This is a genomic window from Thalassotalea euphylliae, from assembly GCF_042682785.1.
Lineage (GTDB): Bacteria > Pseudomonadota > Gammaproteobacteria > Enterobacterales > Alteromonadaceae > Thalassotalea_F > Thalassotalea_F euphylliae.
The window spans coordinates 21914-42473 of the sequence record NZ_JBHUIB010000001.1 but is presented as its reverse complement, the minus strand read 5'-3'; the positions used below and the strand labels follow the sequence as shown (position 1 = coordinate 42473).

General features: G+C 42.7%; 17 protein-coding genes. 14 read left to right on the top strand and 3 right to left on the bottom strand.

Going from position 1 to position 20560, the window contains the following annotated elements; genetic code table 11:
* Window positions 1-71 precede the first annotated feature (71 nt).
* Both ettA and ACFSJY_RS00175 read right to left on the bottom strand, forming a co-directional pair.
* Complete coding sequence (gene ettA, locus ACFSJY_RS00180; RefSeq protein WP_386029881.1) at window positions 72-1745, bottom strand: energy-dependent translational throttle protein EttA; 1674 nt, start codon at window positions 1743-1745, stop codon at window positions 72-74.
* A gap of 117 nt (window positions 1746-1862) precedes the next feature.
* On the bottom strand, window positions 1863-2549 hold the full coding sequence (locus ACFSJY_RS00175; RefSeq protein WP_386029879.1) for a hypothetical protein: 687 nt from the start codon (window positions 2547-2549) through the stop codon (window positions 1863-1865).
* 162 nt (window positions 2550-2711) lie between these two features.
* Between ACFSJY_RS00175 and ACFSJY_RS00170 the strand changes: the two genes are divergently transcribed.
* Complete coding sequence (locus ACFSJY_RS00170; protein WP_386029877.1) at window positions 2712-5033, top strand: bifunctional diguanylate cyclase/phosphodiesterase; 2322 nt, start codon at window positions 2712-2714, stop codon at window positions 5031-5033.
* Between the two features lie 55 nt (window positions 5034-5088).
* Here the strand turns inward: ACFSJY_RS00170 and ACFSJY_RS00165 are convergent, their stop codons facing one another.
* Window positions 5089-5523: a CBS domain-containing protein gene (locus ACFSJY_RS00165; protein WP_386029875.1), complete on the bottom strand. Its 435-nt coding sequence runs from the start codon at window positions 5521-5523 to the stop codon at window positions 5089-5091.
* Between the two features lie 120 nt (window positions 5524-5643).
* Here ACFSJY_RS00165 and ACFSJY_RS00160 point away from each other — a divergent pair, with 120 nt between their 5' ends.
* The 13 genes from ACFSJY_RS00160 to ACFSJY_RS00100 all read left to right on the top strand — a co-directional run bounded on the left by ACFSJY_RS00160 (window position 5644) and on the right by ACFSJY_RS00100 (window position 20468).
* Window positions 5644-7089, top strand: coding sequence for a coniferyl aldehyde dehydrogenase (locus ACFSJY_RS00160; RefSeq protein WP_386029873.1), 1446 nt, complete (start codon window positions 5644-5646; stop codon window positions 7087-7089).
* A gap of 18 nt (window positions 7090-7107) precedes the next feature.
* Window positions 7108-8685, top strand: coding sequence for an AMP-binding protein (locus ACFSJY_RS00155; RefSeq protein WP_386029871.1), 1578 nt, complete (start codon window positions 7108-7110; stop codon window positions 8683-8685).
* 48 nt (window positions 8686-8733) lie between these two features.
* Window positions 8734-9402: a cupin domain-containing protein gene (locus ACFSJY_RS00150; RefSeq protein ID WP_386029869.1), complete on the top strand. Its 669-nt coding sequence runs from the start codon at window positions 8734-8736 to the stop codon at window positions 9400-9402.
* Between the two features lie 211 nt (window positions 9403-9613).
* A complete protein-coding gene (locus ACFSJY_RS00145; RefSeq protein ID WP_386032177.1) occupies window positions 9614-11758 on the top strand; it encodes an ABC transporter permease subunit in 2145 nt (714 codons plus the stop codon).
* Window positions 11759-11774: 16 nt separating this feature from the next.
* Complete coding sequence (gene pstA, locus ACFSJY_RS00140; RefSeq protein ID WP_386029867.1) at window positions 11775-13412, top strand: phosphate ABC transporter permease PstA; 1638 nt, start codon at window positions 11775-11777, stop codon at window positions 13410-13412.
* A 63-nt stretch (window positions 13413-13475) separates the two neighbouring features.
* The gene (pstB, locus tag ACFSJY_RS00135) at window positions 13476-14300 is read left to right on the top strand and encodes a phosphate ABC transporter ATP-binding protein PstB (protein WP_386029865.1); all 825 of its coding nucleotides are present in this window, start codon (window positions 13476-13478) and stop codon (window positions 14298-14300) included.
* 46 nt (window positions 14301-14346) lie between these two features.
* Window positions 14347-15048: a phosphate signaling complex protein PhoU gene (gene phoU / locus ACFSJY_RS00130; RefSeq protein WP_386029863.1), complete on the top strand. Its 702-nt coding sequence runs from the start codon at window positions 14347-14349 to the stop codon at window positions 15046-15048.
* Between the two features lie 187 nt (window positions 15049-15235).
* Complete coding sequence (locus ACFSJY_RS00125; RefSeq protein WP_386029861.1) at window positions 15236-15916, top strand: TIGR00153 family protein; 681 nt, start codon at window positions 15236-15238, stop codon at window positions 15914-15916.
* Window positions 15917-15928: 12 nt separating this feature from the next.
* The gene (locus ACFSJY_RS00120) at window positions 15929-17194 is read left to right on the top strand and encodes an inorganic phosphate transporter (protein WP_386029859.1); all 1266 of its coding nucleotides are present in this window, start codon (window positions 15929-15931) and stop codon (window positions 17192-17194) included.
* A 111-nt stretch (window positions 17195-17305) separates the two neighbouring features.
* Window positions 17306-18205: a hydrogen peroxide-inducible genes activator gene (locus tag ACFSJY_RS00115; RefSeq protein WP_386029857.1), complete on the top strand. Its 900-nt coding sequence runs from the start codon at window positions 17306-17308 to the stop codon at window positions 18203-18205.
* A gap of 78 nt (window positions 18206-18283) precedes the next feature.
* Entirely contained in the window at window positions 18284-18838 is a 555-nt protein-coding gene (locus ACFSJY_RS00110) for an RNA polymerase sigma factor (protein ID WP_386029855.1), read from the top strand.
* Window positions 18825-19508 carry a hypothetical protein gene (locus tag ACFSJY_RS00105; RefSeq protein ID WP_386029853.1) on the top strand — a complete coding sequence of 228 codons (684 nt, stop codon included), beginning with the start codon at window positions 18825-18827 and terminating at the stop codon, window positions 19506-19508. Before ACFSJY_RS00110 ends, ACFSJY_RS00105 begins: the two co-directional genes overlap by 14 nt.
* Window positions 19509-19511: 3 nt before the next feature.
* Window positions 19512-20468 carry a hypothetical protein gene (locus ACFSJY_RS00100; RefSeq protein ID WP_386029851.1) on the top strand — a complete coding sequence of 319 codons (957 nt, stop codon included), beginning with the start codon at window positions 19512-19514 and terminating at the stop codon, window positions 20466-20468.
* The last annotated feature ends 92 nt before the right edge of the window (window positions 20469-20560 follow it).

Genomic DNA, 20560 nt, shown 5'->3' with positions numbered 1-20560 from the left:
TAGCATAGCCTGTGTTGACAAAAAAGGCACCCCTAGGTGCCTTAATTCTCAAAATTTTAATTAATAAAATTTTAATTAATTTTCTTATACTTAATGCGATGTGGTTGGGTCGCTTCAGGACCTAAAGTTTTCTTCAACCATTCGTCGTATTCAGTAAAGTTACCTTCGAAGAAGTTCACTTGTCCTTCATCACGGTAATCAATGATGTGAGTGGCGATACGGTCAAGGAACCAGCGATCATGCGAGATAACCATGGCACAGCCAGGAAATTCGAGTAGGGCTTCTTCTAGCGCACGCAATGTCTCAACGTCAAGGTCGTTGGTTGGCTCATCCAGTAGTAACAAGTTACCGCCTGTTTTCACAAGCTTGGCTAAATGCACACGGTTGCGCTCACCACCTGACAGGTCGCCGATAAATTTCTGTTGGTCGTTGCCTTTAAAATTAAAGCGAGAACAGTATGCGCGCGAGTTAATTTCATAGCCACCTATTTGAATAAGGTCGTGACCTTCAGATATTTCTTGGTACACCGTATTCTTGTCGTCCATGTCGTCACGGAACTGATCAACACTGGCCAGTTTGACCGTTTCCCCAACCTCAACTGAACCTGAGTCTGGCTGTTCTGCACCCGAAAGCATCTTGAATAGTGTCGATTTACCCGCACCGTTGGCACCGATAATACCGACGATAGCGCCTTTTGGAATACTAAAGCTTAAATCGTCAATAAGGACACGGTTGCCAAAAGACTTGGTTAAGTTGTTCACGTCTAACACTTTGTCACCCAAACGTGGCCCAGGTGGAATGTACAACTCGTTAGTTTCATTCCGCTTCTGGTTTTCTTGACTACTAAGCTCTTCAAAGCGCGCCATACGGGCTTTGTTTTTTGCTTGTCGTGCTTTAGGGTTTTGACGCACCCACTCAAGTTCTTGCTTGATGGTTTTCTGTAAAGACTTTTCACTTTTCGCTTCTTGTTGTAAACGAGCGTCTTTTTGCTCTAGCCAAGAAGAGTAGTTGCCTTCCCATGGAATACCTTCACCACGGTCGAGTTCTAAAATCCAACCTGCAACATTGTCTAAGAAGTAACGGTCATGGGTAATCGCCACAACAGTACCAGAGAAGTCATGTAAGAAGCGCTCTAACCACGCAACAGACTCTGCATCCAAGTGGTTGGTTGGCTCATCAAGTAGTAGCATGTCTGGTTTAGATAACAATAAACGACAAAGCGCAACACGACGACGCTCACCACCAGATAACACACCAATCTTTTGGTCCCATTCTGGTAAACGCAAGGCGTCAGCAGCTTTTTCCAATGCGTTGTCCAAGTTATGTCCGTCACCTGCAGCAATAATTGCTTCTAGTTCGCCTTGCTCTTTTGCTAATGCATCAAAGTCAGCATCTTCTTCGGCATAAGCAGCATAAACAGCATCTAAACGTGCAAGCGCGTCTTTAACTTCTGAAAACGCTTCTTCCACAGCTTCACGAACGGTTTGGTTTTCATCAAGTTGAGGTTCTTGTGGAAGATAGCCTATTTTTGTACCAGCTAAGGCATTTGCTTCACCTTCAAATTCAGTATCAACGCCTGCCATGATGCGAAGTAACGTTGACTTACCAGCACCGTTCAAACCAAGAACGCCAATTTTAGCGCCAGGGAAGAAAGATAAACTGATGTCTTTTAAGATGGTTCTTTTAGGAGGCACCACTTTCGATACGCGGTGCATTGAGTAGATAAATTTATCTGGCAATGCCATGAAGGAGCCTTTTTATGATTATTGATAAAGTCGAGCTGTATTTTAGGTTATCCGTTAGGAAAGTAGCAAGTTGTCTGCTTGTGTTGTTGAGAGATTATTTTGTTGAGCTAAAAGCGCTTATTGAGAAATAGCAAACTTATTGGCCAAAGCGTCGATAACTCCCTCCTTCTTCATCTCTTTTAAGGTTTCTACTAGAGGCATTTTCATTTCGGCATTATGTGGTGCAAGATAATGATAATCGAGCTCTTCATCGACTACTTCAATTTTCAACGCCTTGTTTGCAGCGAGTTCATCAGCTAGCTGAAAATCCATTATAAGAACACTGTCAACACGCTGCTTGGTTAACAGTAAGTTAAGCTGGTTGGGACTTGTCACAAAAGATTTATCAGTGCTGGTGTTAAATGCTGATAGATAGTTTTTCGAAATAACGCTGCCAGATACCAGTGCCACTGACTTTATCGAATCATTTGTACACTCATCGCAACGTGATGTATCGCTCACTTTCAGAAGAGAAAAACGTAAAATAGGGTAATCGACCCTAATTAACTCTGGATAGTCTGACTCTATTACTGGTGCTCGCGCAAGGGCGCCGCTTAATGTGTCGTTGCTTGCCATTTTTAATTCGCGAGCGCCATTAACCGTTAGCCACTCTATTTCTAACCCTAAACGTTTGTAGGCTTCTGTAAGCAAAGCTTTTATATACTGGCCATGCGTGCCTTTTGGTGGCTCTCTTAGCGCAGTATCGTGTGCAAAACAATGGAAGCAAGCTGTTGTGAACAGAAGCAAAAAGGCGAGTCGACTCATGGTTTATGTAAATGCAGTTTTTTGTAGGGCGAAATGTAAGCGCTATCTTAACAAAAATTATACAATATATCTGATTTTCTTGGCTTTTCTTTATTGTTAGGTTGTTTACAACAATATGATGGATGATTACAGTAGTGTTAAGGAAGTACTAATCAGACAAATATGGAAAATAAGAATAAAAATCGAAGTACTGAAGAAGTTCTGCTGCTTTCTATTAGCGTATTTGCCATTCTAGTACTGGCGCCATTTGCCTACTTTCGTTTTACAGAACAAGAGTGGTTAATATTCGGTATTGATATCGCGCTCATGCTCTCTATGTTGGGCATTTTCGCTATGACCGTTTATCAACGCTCCATTAAGGTAACCAGTAAACTGCTGGTGGCCGTTGCCTTTAGCGGTTTGTGTGGCGTCGTAGCTGTCAAAGGTCAGTTCCCCCTGTATTGGAGCTATCCTGTTATCATCGCCACGTACTTTATGTTTCCAGCAGCCATTGCTGTTTTTATTAGTTTAGCGTTACTTAGCATTTTACTTTATTTGGTTATGGATAGCATGACCATTGCTGCTGGCTTTACCTTCCTCGCTACAACGCTAATTACCATTGTATTCTCGTATGTTTTTTCCAAAAAAATGGGCAAGCAACACAAAAAGATTTCCTATCACGCGAATGTCATGCGGCTGAGAAACGAAGCGTTGGAAAAAATTGTTCATGGATCAGATCTTAATACTGCACTCAGTAGCTTATGCCTTAACTTGGAAGACAGCTATCCTGATATGCTCTGCTGTACCAGCTTAGTTGATGAAACTGGCGCACTCATTAGAGTGGGGGCAGCACCTTCGTTTCCCGCTGAGTTTGTTGAAAGTATCGAAGGGTTACCAATCGCTTACAGTGTTAACCCATGTGCCTATGCTATCAAGTCCAAAGAGCGTGTTGTTGTCGAAGATATTCAGGTGAGCCATCAATGGCCAGCGTGGCGAAATGCGTGTACAAAACTTGATTTAAAAACGTGCTGGTCAGAACCCATATTCGACTCTAACGGTCAAGCGATCGGAACATTTGCCTTCTATCATCGCTCTAAGCGAATCCCCAGTAAAAAAGAAACAGCTTTGATAGTACAGGTCGCCAATCTGGTTAGTTTAGCGATAGAGCGTGAACGTGCTAACCAGCTTATTTGGCGCCAAGCAAACTATGACCAATTAACTGGGTTACCTAATCGCAATATGATGCGAGACCATCTAAAGCAATCTATGGCAGTTGCCAAACGTGATAGTAAAAGAGTCGCGGTAGCATTCCTAGATTTGGATCATTTTAAGGATATCAATGACACACAGGGTCACTATGTTGGTGATCTCTTCTTACAAGAAATTGCGAAACGTTTAAAAACGTGTTTGCGTGCTACCGACGATGTGGCTCGCCTCGGCGGTGATGAGTTTGTTGTGACCATGACAGATATAGGCGAACTTAGAGATGTTGAAATAGTGTGTGAGCACATTACCAAAGCACTCTCAACGCCATTTAGTTTGAAAGGGAAGATGGTTCACAGTTCTGTAAGCATTGGTGTCACTATTTTCCCTGATGATGGTGAAGATATTGATGTCTTGTTAAGAAATGCAGATCAAGCCATGTATGGCGCCAAGCAGGGTGGGCGGAACAGTTGTCATTTCTTTACTGAGTCTATGCGTGAAGCTACGGATAAACGTTATCAAATGATCGAGGATCTACGTATAGCGGTAGAGCAAAATCAATTTGAAGTACAATTTCAACCTATCGTTTGCTTGCTTACGCAAGAGATACAAAAAGCCGAAGCATTAATTCGATGGAACCATCCTGAAAAAGGCCTGATTATGCCATCTGAGTTTATTGGATTAGCAGAAGAAACAGGGCTAATCGTAGACATAGGTGACTGGGTGGCTGAGCACGTTATTGAACTGCTCTCGCAATGGAATAAAGCTTTCGATGTATCTTTTCAAATTAGTGTAAATACCTCTCCTCTCCAATATAAGAAAAATAGTGAGAGTATTATACGTTGGGCGACTAAGTTGACCGAGCATTGTCTGCCTACCAATGCCTTGTGCTTAGAGATTACCGAGAATATGTTGATGTCGTCAGATCGTAGCGTCCAAGAGACGGTAACTGCATTGCAAAATATGGGGGTTGAAATAGCGATAGATGACTTTGGTACCGGTTATTCGTCATTCGGTTATTTGAAAAAATTTGCCACTAATTATCTTAAGATAGACCGAAGCTTTGTTAAGAAGATTGAATCAGACCCTAATGAATTAGCGCTTTGTGAGGCAATCGTCGTCATGGCGAAAAAACTTGGCATTAACGTAGTTGCCGAAGGCATTGAAACGCATAAACAAGCCCAATACTTAACCGATATTGGTTGTCACTATGGGCAAGGTTATCACTTTGCTAAGCCAATGCGTCAACAAGATTTCATTAAGTTGGTTAGTCAACAACAACACGCATTGAAAACGGCGTAGACCCAATACGGGAGTTTCCCTCCCAAAAATAAGCTAAATGTTGTTTAGTCAAACGTTATTTAGCGGCTTGGCTTTGCTTTCTTTGGACGTTCGCAAGTACACGCACAATATCTCGCCATGTAACAATCCCAAGTAGCTGCTTTTTATCGTCGACGACGGGGATACATGAAATCTTTTTCTCATCAATCCACAATAATGCGTCTTTTACATCCAGTGACGGTGGGGCCATGCTGACATCGCGAGTCATGATCAAATTCAGTTTTTTGGTAAGTTGTGCTGACTCTCTTGCTGTTGCTTTAGCAGTGCCAGCAGATGGACCAACATGCTTATACAAGTCTCTGTCTGTAAGCACGCCTAATACAAGGTTACTTTCATCTACAATAACAATGTGATGAAAACTATTGTCTTGAAACAGTTTATAAGCCGTACCCACACTATCATCTAGATTTAAGGTGACTACCTTAGATGTCATGATTTGCTCTAACTTCATCTGTTCAATTGCCTTTACATACCAGTGCCATGCTTTTTCTATCTTAACAAGAGTTAAATATTGAACAATCTAAAATTATTAAGTAACCTTGGGTAACTTAGAGTTTTGGAGGATATTTTTATGGCGAGTAATCCATATACGCCTGAGCAAGATGAACAGCTAGTTTCATCAATAGAACAAACGTTTTCAGATCAAAAAGCGGCATTCTTAGCAACGCCGTATTGGTCAGCTGAGCAGCGCATAGCGCATTTAAAACAGCTACGATCAGCAATGATGAAATATCAAAATCAGTTAGTGACTGCTTTAGATAAAGACTTTGGCAATAGAGCAGAAGGTGATTCGAAGATGGCAGACTTTATGCCGTCTTTAATGGCTGTCGACTATGCAATCAAGCATGTCAAATCATGGATGAAACCGTCAAAGCGCCATGTAGGTATGCTGTTTCAACCTGCTAAAGCATATGTCATGTATCAGCCTTTAGGGGTAGTCGGTATTATTACGCCTTGGAATTATCCGCTTTACTTGTCGCTTGGGCCTCTGGCAACAGCGCTCGCTGCAGGTAATCAGGTGATGATTAAAATGTCTGAATTTACGCCAAACACAAATGCCGTAATGGAAAAAATGATCGGCGAAGCGTTTGGGGCAAATCATGTCGCAATCTTTGCGGGTGGACCAACAGTTGCTGCACACTTCTCAACAAAAGCCTTTGATCATTTATTATTTACAGGCTCAACGCGCGTTGGAAAGTTAGTGATGGCAGAGGCTGCGAAAAACTTAACGCCAGTAACGTTGGAACTTGGTGGTAAATCGCCCACTATTATTGGTGATGACATGGACATGAGAGATGCAGTTTCTCGTTTCATCTTAGCTAAAACGTTAAATGCTGGGCAGACATGTGTTTCTCCAGACTATATTCTTTGCCCTGAAGGAAAAACGGACGATCTAATTACTGCCTGTAAGCACTGGTTTAACAAAATGTATCCGACTGTCGAGGGAAACAACGATTACACCAGTATTATTAACCAAGCACAGTTGGAACGATTGACAAACTGGTTGGATGATGCTCAGCAAAAAGGGGCAAATGTACATTGTATCTCTGAAGAATCAGTTGACGCGTGTATAGCCAAAGGCAAACTGCCGCTTATTGCGTTAACCAACGTGACCGATGATATGATTGTTATGCAAGAAGAAATTTTTGGTCCTCTTCTGCCCATTGTGTCTTACCAAGACGTAGAGCAGGCAATCACTTACGTTAATGAGCGAGAGCGCCCGCTGGCACTATATGTTTGTAGTCATAACAAAGCACTCCAAGAGAAGGTACTACGAAATACACACTCCGGTGGTGTTTGTATTAATGATGCAGCTATGCACGTAGCACAGGACGATTTGCCGTTCGGTGGCATTGGCGCATCAGGCATGGGGCATTATCACGGACCGGAAGGCTTTCAAACATTTAGTAAAGCCAAAGGTGTGTTTGCAAAAGGAAAAATCAATTCCGCAGTACAAGCTTTCCCGCCTTATGGAAAGTTAATTCATAAACTGATATATACATTCTTTATCAAATAAAGAATGTATGGATAGCGAATGGATAACAACAATAATATCGATCTCGGTGGTCATCAATCGTTAGCAACGTTGCTGACTGAGAGCTGTGAAAAGTATGCTGACAAACCTGCTTTTACAGCGCTCGGTCAGACACTGACATTTGCTGAAACTTACGAAAAAGCATCTGGATTTGCGAAATATTTGCAACAGCACACTACGTTAGTCCCGGGTGATCGCATTGCTATCCAATTGCCTAACTTGTTGCAATTTCCTATTGCAGCGTATGGCGCGATGCTCGCTGGTTTAGTGTTGGTTAACACAAACCCCTTGTACACACCGCGTGAGATGAAGCATCAATTTTCAGACTCTGGCGCTAAAGCAATTGTTATCCTCGAAGATTTATTGCCAAACCTCGAAAAAGTGCTTGAAGATACTGAAATATCAGCTGTTATTGTGACGCGTGCAACAGATTTATTGATGCCGGATAAAAGCTATCTAGGAAAATACAGCGCACTGTTGTCGTGTATCGAACAAGGCCAGTTAATCAACAAGCTGGATAAAGTTAATAAAACACTCGACGATCTCGCTGTATTACAATACACGGGGGGAACAACCGGGCTTTCCAAAGGTGCGATGTTAAGTCATCACAACTTACTTGCTAATGCTGAGCAATCATTTCAACGCTTTAAGCATGTGAGCAAAGAAGGCCAAGACGTCTATGTTTGTCCATTGCCGCTTTATCATATCTATGCGTTTCTGGTAAATTTGTTACTGGCGGCTTCTCATGGCGCGCACAATATACTTATCCCAAATCCGCGGGATTTAGACGCTTTTGTTGCCGCGATTAAACCCTTCAAATTTACGACATTTTGTGGATTAAATACCTTATTCGTAGGGTTGTGCCACCACCCTGAATTTAAACAACTGGACTTCTCTGCCCTGAAATTGACTATTTCGGGTGGTACAGCATTAACACAAGCTGCTGCACAAGCATGGCAATTAGTAACGGGATGTTCAATCGCGGAAGGGTACGGTTTGTCAGAGACTTCGCCTGTGCTGTGTTTTAATGAACCAGGCAATGAAATGCTCGGCACTATTGGTTTTCCGCTAACTGCAACCGAAATTCAAATTTGGGATGATAATAATCAGCAAGTCCCCCAAGGAGAGGCAGGTGAACTGGTAGCGAGAGGCCCGCAAGTGATGTCTGGCTATTGGCAGCTGCCTGAAGCGACAGAGACGTCTATTATCAATGGCTTTTTTAAAACCGGTGATGTGGCTATTTCGCTTGCCGATGGGCGTTATAAGATTGTTGATCGCAAAAAAGATATGATCATTGTGTCAGGCTTTAACGTTTATCCGAACGAAGTCGAAGAGGTACTTGTCTCGCACCCACAAATCATGGAAGCAGCAGTGATTGGTGAAGCTGATGAGCACTCAGGTGAGAAGGTTTGTGCGTATCTCGTGTTAACACCAGAAGCTGAATTATCTGAACAGGCGGTTATTGAGTTTTGCCGTGAACAGTTAACTGCCTACAAAGTACCTAAATCTGTTACATTTATGAGCGAACTGCCTAAGTCGGCCGTAGGTAAAATACTGAGGCGAGAGCTTCGTAAATAATAACGTTAGTCGTTTAATGCCAAACAGAAATATAAATCAGGTGGCGGTGTGCTGAATTTAGATTTTAGTGAAAAAGTAGTCATATCTACCCAAGACATGGCATGGGAGGAGTCTCCGTCATCTGGCGTAGCGCGTAAAAAACTGGAGCGCGAAGCAGCTGAAAGTGGTCATGTCACTAGCGTGGTGAAGTACCAAGCCGGTAGCAAATTCAGCCCTCATCCACACCCCAGAGGCGAAGAAATCTTAGTGCTTTCTGGCATATTTAGTGACGAGCATGGTGACTATCCTGCGGGTACTTATTTAAGGAATCCAGCAGGTACCACCCATGCGCCGTTTAGTGTCGACGGCTGTGAACTTTTTGTTAAGCTTAATCAATTCCAAACAGACGATAATAGGCAAATAGCGTTAGACACCAACACAGTAGAATGGCTTCCTGGGCTCGTCGATGGCCTTTCTGTAAAACCTTTATATAGCATAGGCACTGAACATGTCGCGTTAGTGAGATGGCAACCGGGTACGGTATTTAAGCCTCATGTTCATGCAGGCGGCGAAGAAATATTCGTGTTATCTGGCGAATTTCAAGACGAATTCGGCAGCTACCCCGCGGGCACTTGGATACGCAGCCCAAGTTACAGTAAACACAGCCCTTTTAGTGAAATAGGGTGCACAATTTGGGTGAAAACCGGTCATTTGCCGTTATCAGGCGAATCGCTCTAGCCCTTATTTTATCTACCGTACAAAAATTGTGACGTTTTGATGACAACCTCTTTGTCACATAACTGTAATATTTCTATCATATAATCCGCTCAATTCTTTTTAACCCCCATTTATTTAGTAGGTAAATTGAGTGTCTATAGCGTCTCAATCGTCTGATATTCGTCAGGTGAAAAATAAGCTAGCCAAGTGGTTCATCTCCCTCGGAGGTGTCATGGTGCTATTTACGTTGATCTTAATCTTCTTGTACTTGCTTTATGTCATTAAACCTATTTTCGAATCGGCTAGTGTTGAGCCGATGAGCGAAATTCAGGTGACATCAACTAGCAATGTCGTTGCCACAGGTCTTGATGAGCTTAAGGAAGTTGCTTATCAGTTAACCGCTGACGGTAATCTTAGCTTCTACCAGATGTCAGAAAGTGATTTCCGTGACCAAGGTAGTGTGATTTCTGTAAATCAGGTTGCTGAAACTGATATTGCGCAATCAATTGACGCTGGCGCTGGTCGCCACCTTATCATTGATGCAGATGGTGCAGTAAAACTCATTGGCACAAAATTTACGGCAATTTATCCGAAAGATAGTCGTGATATCACACCGTCAATTGTTTACCCACTAGGTGAAGAAAACCTGCCGGTTGATGAACAAGAAGGTGAAATCAGCAAAATTGGCTTTAACATGCACGAAGAAAAAGCCATGTTTGTTGCTTACACGGCTGATAAGCGTCTTATCAAGACAACGTTCGTTGCTGATGATGACTTCAACTACGACCCAGCATTTGAGCCGGTATACCAAGAAATCGAGTTTTTTGGTCCAAGCGTTGACGACATCTTAATCACGCCAGATTTAATGATGGCTTTTGTACGTTCTGGCAACCATGTTTATGTGTACGACATGGACGATGACTGGTCGGTAGAGTTGAAAGCTGAGCTGACTAACGTGGTTGAGCAAGGTACTGACATTACAACCATGTCACTGTTGTCAGGTGGCAGCTCCGTATTATTTGGTATGAGCAATGGCCAAGTAAGCCAATGGTTTGAAGTTGCGGGTAAAAACGGCCGTCAGTTCCAAGAAATTCGCACATTTACTGCGTCAGAAACTGAGCCTGTAATAGCTATTTATACCGAAATGTTCCGTAAGAGCTTCTACACCATGACACCTTCAGGTGATATGGGCATGTTCTACACAACATCATATGCAGATTTGTGGCATGGTACGATTGCTAAAGCGGCACCTAAGGCATTAGTTATCGCACCGCGTGCTGATGCTATTATGTTCATCGAAGATAACACCATCGCTTTACTGAAAGTTGATAACCAACATCCAGAAGTAACGTGGAAAGCGTTATGGCAGGAAGTTTGGTATGAAGGTTATCCTGAGCCCGACTACATTTGGCAATCTACTGGTGGTACTGACGATTTCGAATCTAAATTCTCATTAGTACCTATTTCATTCGGTACGATGAAAGCGGCTGCATACGCAATGCTATTTGCTGTGCCGCTAGCATTAAGTGCAGCGATTTACACCGCTTACTTTATGCCCCCAGCTCTACGTAAAAAAGTAAAACCTACCATTGAGCTAATGGAAGCGTTACCAACGGTAATTCTAGGTTTCTTAGCGGGTCTTTGGTTGGCACCATTAATTGAAGATTATTTGCCAGCGATTGTCTTGTTATTGATTATGTTGCCGGTGGCAACCATCTTAACCGCCTTTACTTGGTACCATTTACCGAAGAAATATAAAGCTATCCTACCTGAAGAGTGGGCGCCGATTATTCTGATCCCAATTTTAATCTTGGCTGGCTTGTTATCATTCGCTCTATCACCTGTGATGGAAGCAGCATTCTTCGGTGGTGATATTCGTAAATTCATTACGAACGATTTAGGTATTTCTTTTGACCAACGTAACGCGCTAGTCGTGGGTATTGCGATGGGTTTTGCAGTAGTACCAACTATTTTCTCAATGGCAGAAGATGCAATCTTCTCTGTACCTAAGCATCTGACAAGTGGGTCATTGGCACTGGGTGCTACACAATGGCAAACATTGGTGAAAGTGGTCTTGTTAACGGCAAGTCCAGGTATATTCTCTGCCATTATGATGGGTCTTGGCCGCGCCGTAGGTGAAACCATGATTGTATTGATGGCAACCGGTAATACGCCAATCCTTGATTGGAGTATCTTCCAAGGTATGCGTACATTGTCAGCAAACATCGCTGTTGAAATGCCAGAATCAGAAGTGGGTAGTTCGCACTACCGTATCCTATTCTTGGCTGCATTCGTTCTATTCGTATTTACTTTCGTCTTCAATACGCTGGCTGAATTTGTTCGTCAACGTCTAAGAGAAAAATACAGCTCGTTGTAAGGGAAGGATTGATTAAATGAAAGATTGGTTTAAAACAGGCTCCCCTTGGGTATGGCTTTCTGCCGGCGGCGTTAGCTTGAGCTTAATTTCAGTAATTGGCCTATTATGGTTGATTGCGTCAAACGGTTTGTCATATTTCTGGCCGTCGCAAGTACATCAATTCGAAATGATTGATGAAAAAGGTAACTCGTCAACGGTTATTGGTGAAATTTATGATCGCGTTCGAACACCTGTATCACAGCTTGCGCATCTGGAGCTTAAGCTACCTGAAGGCCAAGATACGGTTGAGCGTTACTTAATAAAAACAGGTAACCGTGAACTAGTAAGTTTAGATTTTAGATGGATTTTAGGCCCTCAAATCACCTCACAAAGCCAACCAGAAGGCATTGCTATTGTTGAACGTCGCAGTGGTGGTAACTTCTATGGCTACGTTGACAGTGTTGTTTTAGATGGACAAAACGTTGATGTATCTAAACTAGATGAATTGCTTGATCGCGTTAACGATTTCCAAGATGAAATCTCTGAGCTGCAAAAAGTAGACATTGGCGCTATCAACTACAACCTAGAGCGTATTCGCCTTAAAGAGCGTAAGCACGTACTAGAAGGTACACTAACGGCAGAAGTCAAAGCAGAGCTTGATGCTGACGCCAATGCATTGCGTGAAGAATACGAAGTATTAGAGAAAGATTTAATGGCATTGCGTGCCAAAGTTTCGCGCGACCAAATTATCATGCGCTCAATGGGCGGTGAGAAAGTTACCATTAACTTTGAGCAAATCATTAAAATTACGTTTAACAACCGACTAGGCTTTTTTGGTAAAGTCGGCGTGTTCCTTGACCAAATCGTGGGCTTTATTTTTGATGAGCCACGTGAAGCGAACACTGAAGGTGGTGTATTCCCAGCGATTTTCGGTACAGTACTAATGGTACTGTTAATGACCGTGATTGTAGCGCCGTTTGGTGTTATTGCAGCGATTTACTTGCATGAGTATGCAGGCAAAAATGCCTTCACTAAGTTAATTCGAATTGCGGTAATCAACCTAGCGGGTGTTCCATCTATTGTATACGGTGTATTTGGCTTAGGTTTCTTCGTCTACATGGTAGGTGGTAACTTAGACCAATTGTTCTACCCTGAAACACTGCCTAGCCCAACCTTTGGTACGCCAGGCGTACTATGGTCAGCATTAACACTTGCTATCCTAACGCTACCCGTTGTTATTGTTTCAACGGAAGAAGGTTTAGCACGTATTCCAGCGGCTATGCGTCACGGCAGTTTGGCGCTTGGCGCAACAAAAGCAGAAACCTTGTGGAGAATCATTCTGCCTATCGCAAGCCCTGCTATTATGACAGGTATTATTCTTGCGATTGCGCGTGCTGCAGGTGAGGTAGCACCGCTAATGCTGGTTGGTGTTGTAAAAATGGCACCAACGTTACCGCTCGATGGAAACTTCCCGTTCTTACACTTAGACCGTAAGTTCATGCACTTAGGTTTCCACATCTACGATGTTGGCTTCCAAAGCCCGAACGTAGAAGCGGCGCGTCCATTAGTATATGCAACGGCATTACTACTTGTGACTATCATCGTGTCGCTGAACATGACGGCGGTAAATATCCGTAACAAGTTACGTGAAAAATACCGCGCGCTAGAGCACTAATTACATTAAAGATTTATCGGATGCAGCCAAGGCTGCATCCCCTGAAAAATTAAAGAGTTATTTATGATTACTGTAAGCCCTAAAACACTAAGTGATGTACCAGCACCATTAGACTTGGCTAACTTAACGCCAGAGCAAACGGCACTTGAAATCAAAGACCTGAATTTATACTACGGTGAAAAGCAGGCACTAAATAACATTTCGATGAAGATTCCTAAGGGGCAGGTAACAGCGTTTATCGGTCCATCAGGTTGTGGTAAGTCAACGCTTCTTCGTTGTATTAACCGCATGAACGACCTTGTTGATATATGCCGCATTGAGGGTGGTATTGACCTTCATGGTGAGAACATTTACGCAAAGCACGTAGATGTTGCTGCGCTTCGCCGCAAAGTAGGTATGGTTTTCCAACGTCCTAACCCGTTCCCGAAAAGCATATATGAGAACGTTATCTACGGCCTTCGTATCACTGGCGAAAATAATCGTCGAGTATTGGATGAGGCTGTTGAGCGTTCACTTAAAGCTGCAGCTTTATGGGACGAAGTAAAAGATCGCTTACATGAGAGCGCTTTAGGCCTTTCAGGTGGTCAGCAACAACGTCTTGTTATTGCTCGTGCCATTGCCATTGAGCCAGAAGTATTGCTGCTTGATGAACCAACTTCAGCACTTGACCCTATTTCGACATTAACTATTGAAGAGTTAATTAACGATCTGAAAAAACAGTTTACCGTTGTGATAGTGACACACAACATGCAGCAAGCAGCGCGTGTTTCTGACCAAACTGCATTCATGTACATGGGCGACCTAATTGAATACAGCGATACAAATACGTTGTTTACAACGCCAGCTAAGAAGCAAACGGAAGACTACATTACTGGCCGTTACGGTTAATGGTAGCTTGGCTATACTTTAAATAAGGCATTGAAAAGAGATACTTATGGATAATTTAAATGTAGGCCGTCATATTTCTGGCCAATTTAACGAAGATTTAGAGCGTGTTATTAACCATGTCATGAGCATGGGAGGCTTGGTTGAAAAGCAACTAAAAGACGCTATTGCCGCAATGATCGACGGTGATGAAAAGCTTGCTGACAACGTACTTAAAAATGATTACCAAATTAACAATTTGGAAGTGAACATTGATGAAGAATGTTCTCGCATTATTGCTAAGCGTCAACCTGCTGCAGGTGATTTGCGTTTGATCATGGCAATCATCAAAACCATTACAGACCTTGAGCGTATTGGTGACGAGGCAGAAAAAATTGCAAAAGTTGCACAAGAGAGCTTTTCTAAAGAGCAGCGAGATTTGCTTGTAAGCCTTGAAAACTTGGGTCGCAGTGTACTGCAAATGCTGCAAGCGACGCTTGACGCATTTACCCGCATGGATTTTGATGCGGCGCTTAAAGTGCACCAAGGCGATGACAAAATTGACCGCGAATATGAAGGTTTAATGCGTCAGTTAATGACTTACATGATGGAAGACCCACGCTCTATCCCACAAATCATGAGTGTCATTTGGTCTGCACGAGCACTTGAGCGTATCGGTGATCGTTGTCAAAACATCTGTGAATACATCATGTACTTTGTGAAAGGTAAAGTTGTACGTCACACTAGCCCAGAAGATATGCAAAACCTGTAATATTTAGGTAACATTTGGCGACAAATTGAGCTAGACTTCGAAAAAAGCACATTTTATATGTGCTTTTTTTTTAACAGTTTTTTGATGTATTTGATGTTGTTCGTCGACAATTTGTTGCAAATACCATTTATTCGGCTAGAATCCGCGTCGAAAAACAAACCAGTAGATTTGTCTCCGGAAAATATATATGCCGAACAATTCAATTTTAGGGGTCTTTGCAAAGTCTCCTATCAAACCACTAGAAAAGCACATACGCATAGTATGTAAATGTGCGAACAAACTACCGTCTTTTTTCGACGCAGTCATTGCGAAGGATTGGGAGAAGGCAACAAAGTTACGCGAAGAAATTTCACAGTTAGAAAAAGACGCAGATGTCCTTAAGCGTCAGTTGAGACTGGAGTTACCAGGCGGTTTATTTATGCCTGTTGAGCGTGCTGATTTATTGGAGCTTTTGACGCAGCAAGATCGCATAGCAAATAAAGCAAAAGATATTGCTGGCCGTTCCTTGGGTCGTGAAATTGAGATCCCAGCCTTGCTTCAAGACGACTTTAAAGCATATTTAACTCGTTGTTTGGACGCAATTGAAAAGGCGGGCGATGCTATTTGTGAGCTAGATGACTTATTGGAAGCGGGTTTCCGTGGCCGTGAAGTTGATCTAGTAGAAAAAATGATTCATCAACTTGATGAAATCGAAGATGATACTGATTCTATGCAAGTTAATCTTCGTTCAGGTTTACGCAAAATGGAAGCCGAGTTAAACCCAGTTGAAGTGATGTTCCTTTATCAAATTATTGAATGGGTAGGTGATTTGGCCGACCTAGCTGAGCGTGTAGGTGCACGTTTAGAAATTTTATTAGCGAAGAACTAGGGTTTAATTTCTATGGAAATTTTAATATCTCACGGCCCAATGTTGGTCATGATTGCCGCAGTTGTTGGTTTTTTCATGGCCTGGGGTATCGGTGCGAACGACGTAGCAAATGCTATGGGTACGTCGGTAGGTTCAAAAGCACTAACCATTAAGCAAGCGATTATCATCGCGATGATTTTTGAATTTGCCGGTGCCTATTTAGCAGGTGGTGAAGTAACGTCTACTATTCGAAAAGGCATTATTGATCCAGGCTATTTCACTGACATACCACACCTACTGGTATACGGTATGATTTCAGCGCTGCTAGCCGCTGCCACTTGGCTTTTAATTGCGTCGGCACTTGGCTGGCCTGTTTCTACTACTCACTCTATCGTTGGTGCGATTATTGGTTTCGCTGCGATTGGTGTAAGTGTTGATACTGTCGCTTGGGGTAAAGTAGGTGGCATTGTTGGTAGCTGGATTGTGACGCCACTTCTATCAGGTGTAATAGCTTTTATTATTTTCAACAGTGCACAAAAACTTATCTTCGATACTGACAATCCACTGAAGCAAGCAAAGCGTTGGGTACCTTTGTATATGTTCCTAGCTGGCTTTGTACTATCGCTAGTAACAATCAAAAAAGGTCTTAAGCATATCGGTTTAGAGATTGGTGCTGTTGAGGGTTACTTATATGCAGTGGCTGTTGCCTTGCTAGTTGCTATTATCGGTAAGGTATTTATTGCGCGCCTTAAGTTTGATGACACAGCAGAGAAGTCTCGTCAGTTCGTTAACGTAGAGAAAGTGTTTGCGGTATTAATGGTTGTGACAGCTTGTTGTATGGCATTCGCACACGGCTCTAATGATGTTGCCAATGCAATTGGCCCACTAGCTGCGGTAGTAAGTATTGTAGGTAACGAAGGTCAAATCGTTAAGAAAGCAGCACTAGAGTGGTGGATTCTTCCTCTAGGTGGCTTAGGTATTGTTGCTGGTCTTGCTATTTTTGGTCATCGCGTAATTGCAACGATTGGTAAAGGTATTACACACCTTACACCAAGCCGTGGTTTCGCTGCGGAATTAGCAGCAGCGTGTACGGTAGTTATTGCATCAGGTACTGGTTTACCTATCTCGACGACACAAACTTTGGTAGGTGCGGTATTAGGTGTTGGTATGGCACGTGGTATTGCAGCGATTAATTTAGGTGTTGTACGTAATATTGTTGTGTCTTGGGTAATTACACTACCTGTAGGGGCGGGTCTTTCAATTATCTTCTTCTGGATATTGTCAGCATCGCTTGCCTAGTTTATCTAGTCTTTGAAAAAGCCGCTCTAAAGAGCGGCTTTTTTTTTATCTATTTAATTGCTATTAATAATCAATAGCATGTAATTAATCATTATTATAGATTTAATATTTATGGCTTTACCTAACCTAAAACATCTCCAGTATTTGCTGGCGCTTCATGAACATAAAAACTTTCATCGTGCGGCAGAAGCAAGCTTTGTTAGCCAATCAACCTTGAGCAGTGCAATTCTTAAACTCGAGGAACAACTCGCCTGCCAATTGTTAGAGCGTGATCACAAGTCGTTCATCTTTACCCCGCATGGCGAAGAGGTGGTAAAAAAAGCAAGGCAAATCATTGTTTCAACCGCAGAGTTAGCGGATTTCTGTAAGCACCATGGCACACCACTAGGGGGAAGTTTACGACTCGGCAGTATTCCAACCATTGCGCCGTATGTACTGACTCGTATTGTTCAGCAGTGCCAACATGAACTGCCTGAATTATCGCTATTTCTTCGTGAAGATACGACTGAGAACTTAATGCGAATGCTTGCAGATGGCGAGATTGATGTAGCGCTATTGGCACTTCCTGTGCAACAACATAGTTTTCAACAAAAAAGTGTTGGCCGAGACGATTTCTATATTGCAGGTAACCCCACGCTGATAGAAAAAGTCAAAAAGCAGGCTGATTATCATTTATTGCCTCAGCACAGTATTTTTCTGCTCTCACAAGAACATTGTTTGTCTGAGCATGCCGTTAGTGCGTGCAATGTGGAAGATCAAACGCTGATTAACCCTTTCTTTGCCTCAAGTTTAACCACCTTGGTGCAAATGGCTGCATATCATAATGGTGTAACGTTCCTTCCAGAGATGGCGGTAAACCATGGCGTTGGGCAGGATGAAGGCCTGGCGCTAGAGAAAATGCCCGCGGAAATGTACCGTGAAATAGGGTTGTTGTGGCGAGCCACCAGCATGCGTCAGCGTCTTTATTTAAAGTTATCAGACATAGTGACAACGTTACTGAAAAAAAATTAAAAAATTTTCAAACTATTTGGATCTGTGTTCCTACCTTATTAATAACAATGAATATAACACGCACATATAGGATAGAACGTGTTTGAACGAAGCGATGAAACGCTCATAAAAAAAGCCTTGAATGGAAAGAAGTCAGCGTGGGTAACGTTAGTTAAACGTTATGAGTCCGGTATCTATAACTATGCATACCGTATGGTGAACAACCCGGATGACGCGAAAGACCTTATGCAAGATATCTTTATTGCGGTCTTTCGTAACTTACCGACGTTTCGAGGAGAAAGTCCATTCAAAGGGTGGCTATTTAAAATAGCGCACTATCGTTGTATCGAGTTTTACCGCAAAAAGCGGCCGCTACAATCGATCGATGATGCGCCTGAGCAAGCAGATGAAAGTGATGGTATGTGTCTAGAAACGAGTATGAGCGACGGGCAACAGCACACAGAATTGCACCTTGCTATGCAAAAGTTGCCGTTTAATCAAAAACTGTTGGTTGAAATGAAGTTCTTCCAGCACTTTACCTTTGAAGAGATAGCACAGCAGCTAGGTATTTCAACTAATACTGCTAAATCGCGACTGTATAGTGCGCTGAGTAAACTAAAAGATTTTCTGGAGGTCGAAGATGTCGCCGCGTGATAACGAATTTGATGATTGGCTCGACAAGAAGTTGACCAAGGAACAATGTGAAGCTTTTGAAAACGATCTATCAAACGAGCAAGAGATGAAAGAGCAGATTGCTACAGCCAAATACGTTGAATACCTTGCAGAGCAAAACGTTGAACAAACCGTTCCGGAATGGGATAGAACGGCTGGTATTGAGTTTGAGGAAAAGCACTGGTGGCAATGGCAAGGTTTACCTGCTGTATCGATGGCGTTTTCCTGCTTTGCGATGGCTTTAGTGCTTTTTAACGTGCGAGTCAGTGTCAATGAAGAGGGAATGTTGTTGGCCTTTGGAAAACAACATTCAGAACAACACGTCGCAAAATTAGTCAGTGCGCAAGTCGATGAAAAGATGAAAGAGTTGCAGTATCAGCAGCAGTTAACACTGGCAAATTTCACCGCAACGCTGACAGAGAAACAGCAACAAAGTAACTTGCAGTTGGCAAGTTATATTCTGGATACATCAAGACAAGAGCGCAAAGAAGATATGAGCGATTTCATCCAATTTATCAATGATCAAAGACAGGATGACATGCTTGAACAGCGAATTATGTACCGACAACTGGAAGAGTCTTTACGATACCAATCACCTTATTCAACAGACAATAATGTTATGCAGCCTGCATCATGGGTTGTAGAGGAGTAAACCATGAACAAACAAGCGACTTTATTACCTTTATTATGTGCAGCTACTGTGATGACAGCGAGTGCAAGTGACAATGTAAACACTGAGCAGCTTCATAAGCAGCTGACTATCATGGAGAAAATCATCCGTACGTCAGTGCAAGAGCTAGGTCAGGAACGTAAGGTAAGTTTAAATTCTATCGAAAGTACTTACCTTAAAGGGCAAGGTGTGCTTTTCACGCTGAGAGCAAATGGTCGAGCAGGTCATTGGGGGAGTTATAACTACAGCTACAGTTACGCAATGCCACCATTACCTCCTATGCCTGCGCTGAGTCCGGATCAGATCGCGACCATAGAAGAGCAAGTGCAAGAAGCCAGTGAAGTAGCCAATGTGGATGTTAATGTAGAGATTGCAAAGGCGATGGAGTCCGCTTCTAGAAGCTATGAACGAGCTATGGAAAGCTTATCCGAAAACCGTGAAGAACTGCGAGACTTGCGCGATGAACAACGAGATATTGCGCATGAAATGCGAGATATCGAAAGGGAAGGGCGTGATATTGAATTTCAAATGCGCCGTGCTGACGATGAAGAAAAGAAAGCGCTTAAAGCTGAAAAAGATAAGTTAGCAAATAAAAAAGCGAAACTCGAAAAAGAGAAACAAAAATTAGCGACGCGTTTACAAGGCTTTCAAACTAGGCAGGCAGCCCAGCAGCGCAAGCAAGAGGAAAACCGCACAACCTATTACAACAACTTGAGCGCACAGTTGAGTGAAACATTGTGTCTATACGGCAACGGGTTACGCGCATTACCTAAAGGGGAGCACGTTACGCTGATTCTAAAAGATGGCGGAGCCTCAAACGCTCTAGGCAAAGGGTATAACGACAAGATCCATGTCTTCAAAAAACAAGATATTAACGCGTGTGCGATAGATAAGATGTCGTCTAAGCAATTATTGGAAAAAAGCAGCGCCTACCAATTTTAGTAGGCGCCTGTTTACCTTAGTCGTCTTGTCATTGGTAAACAATCAACAAAAATGCCACACCTAGGTGTGGCATTTTCATTGGGAAGTCTTTA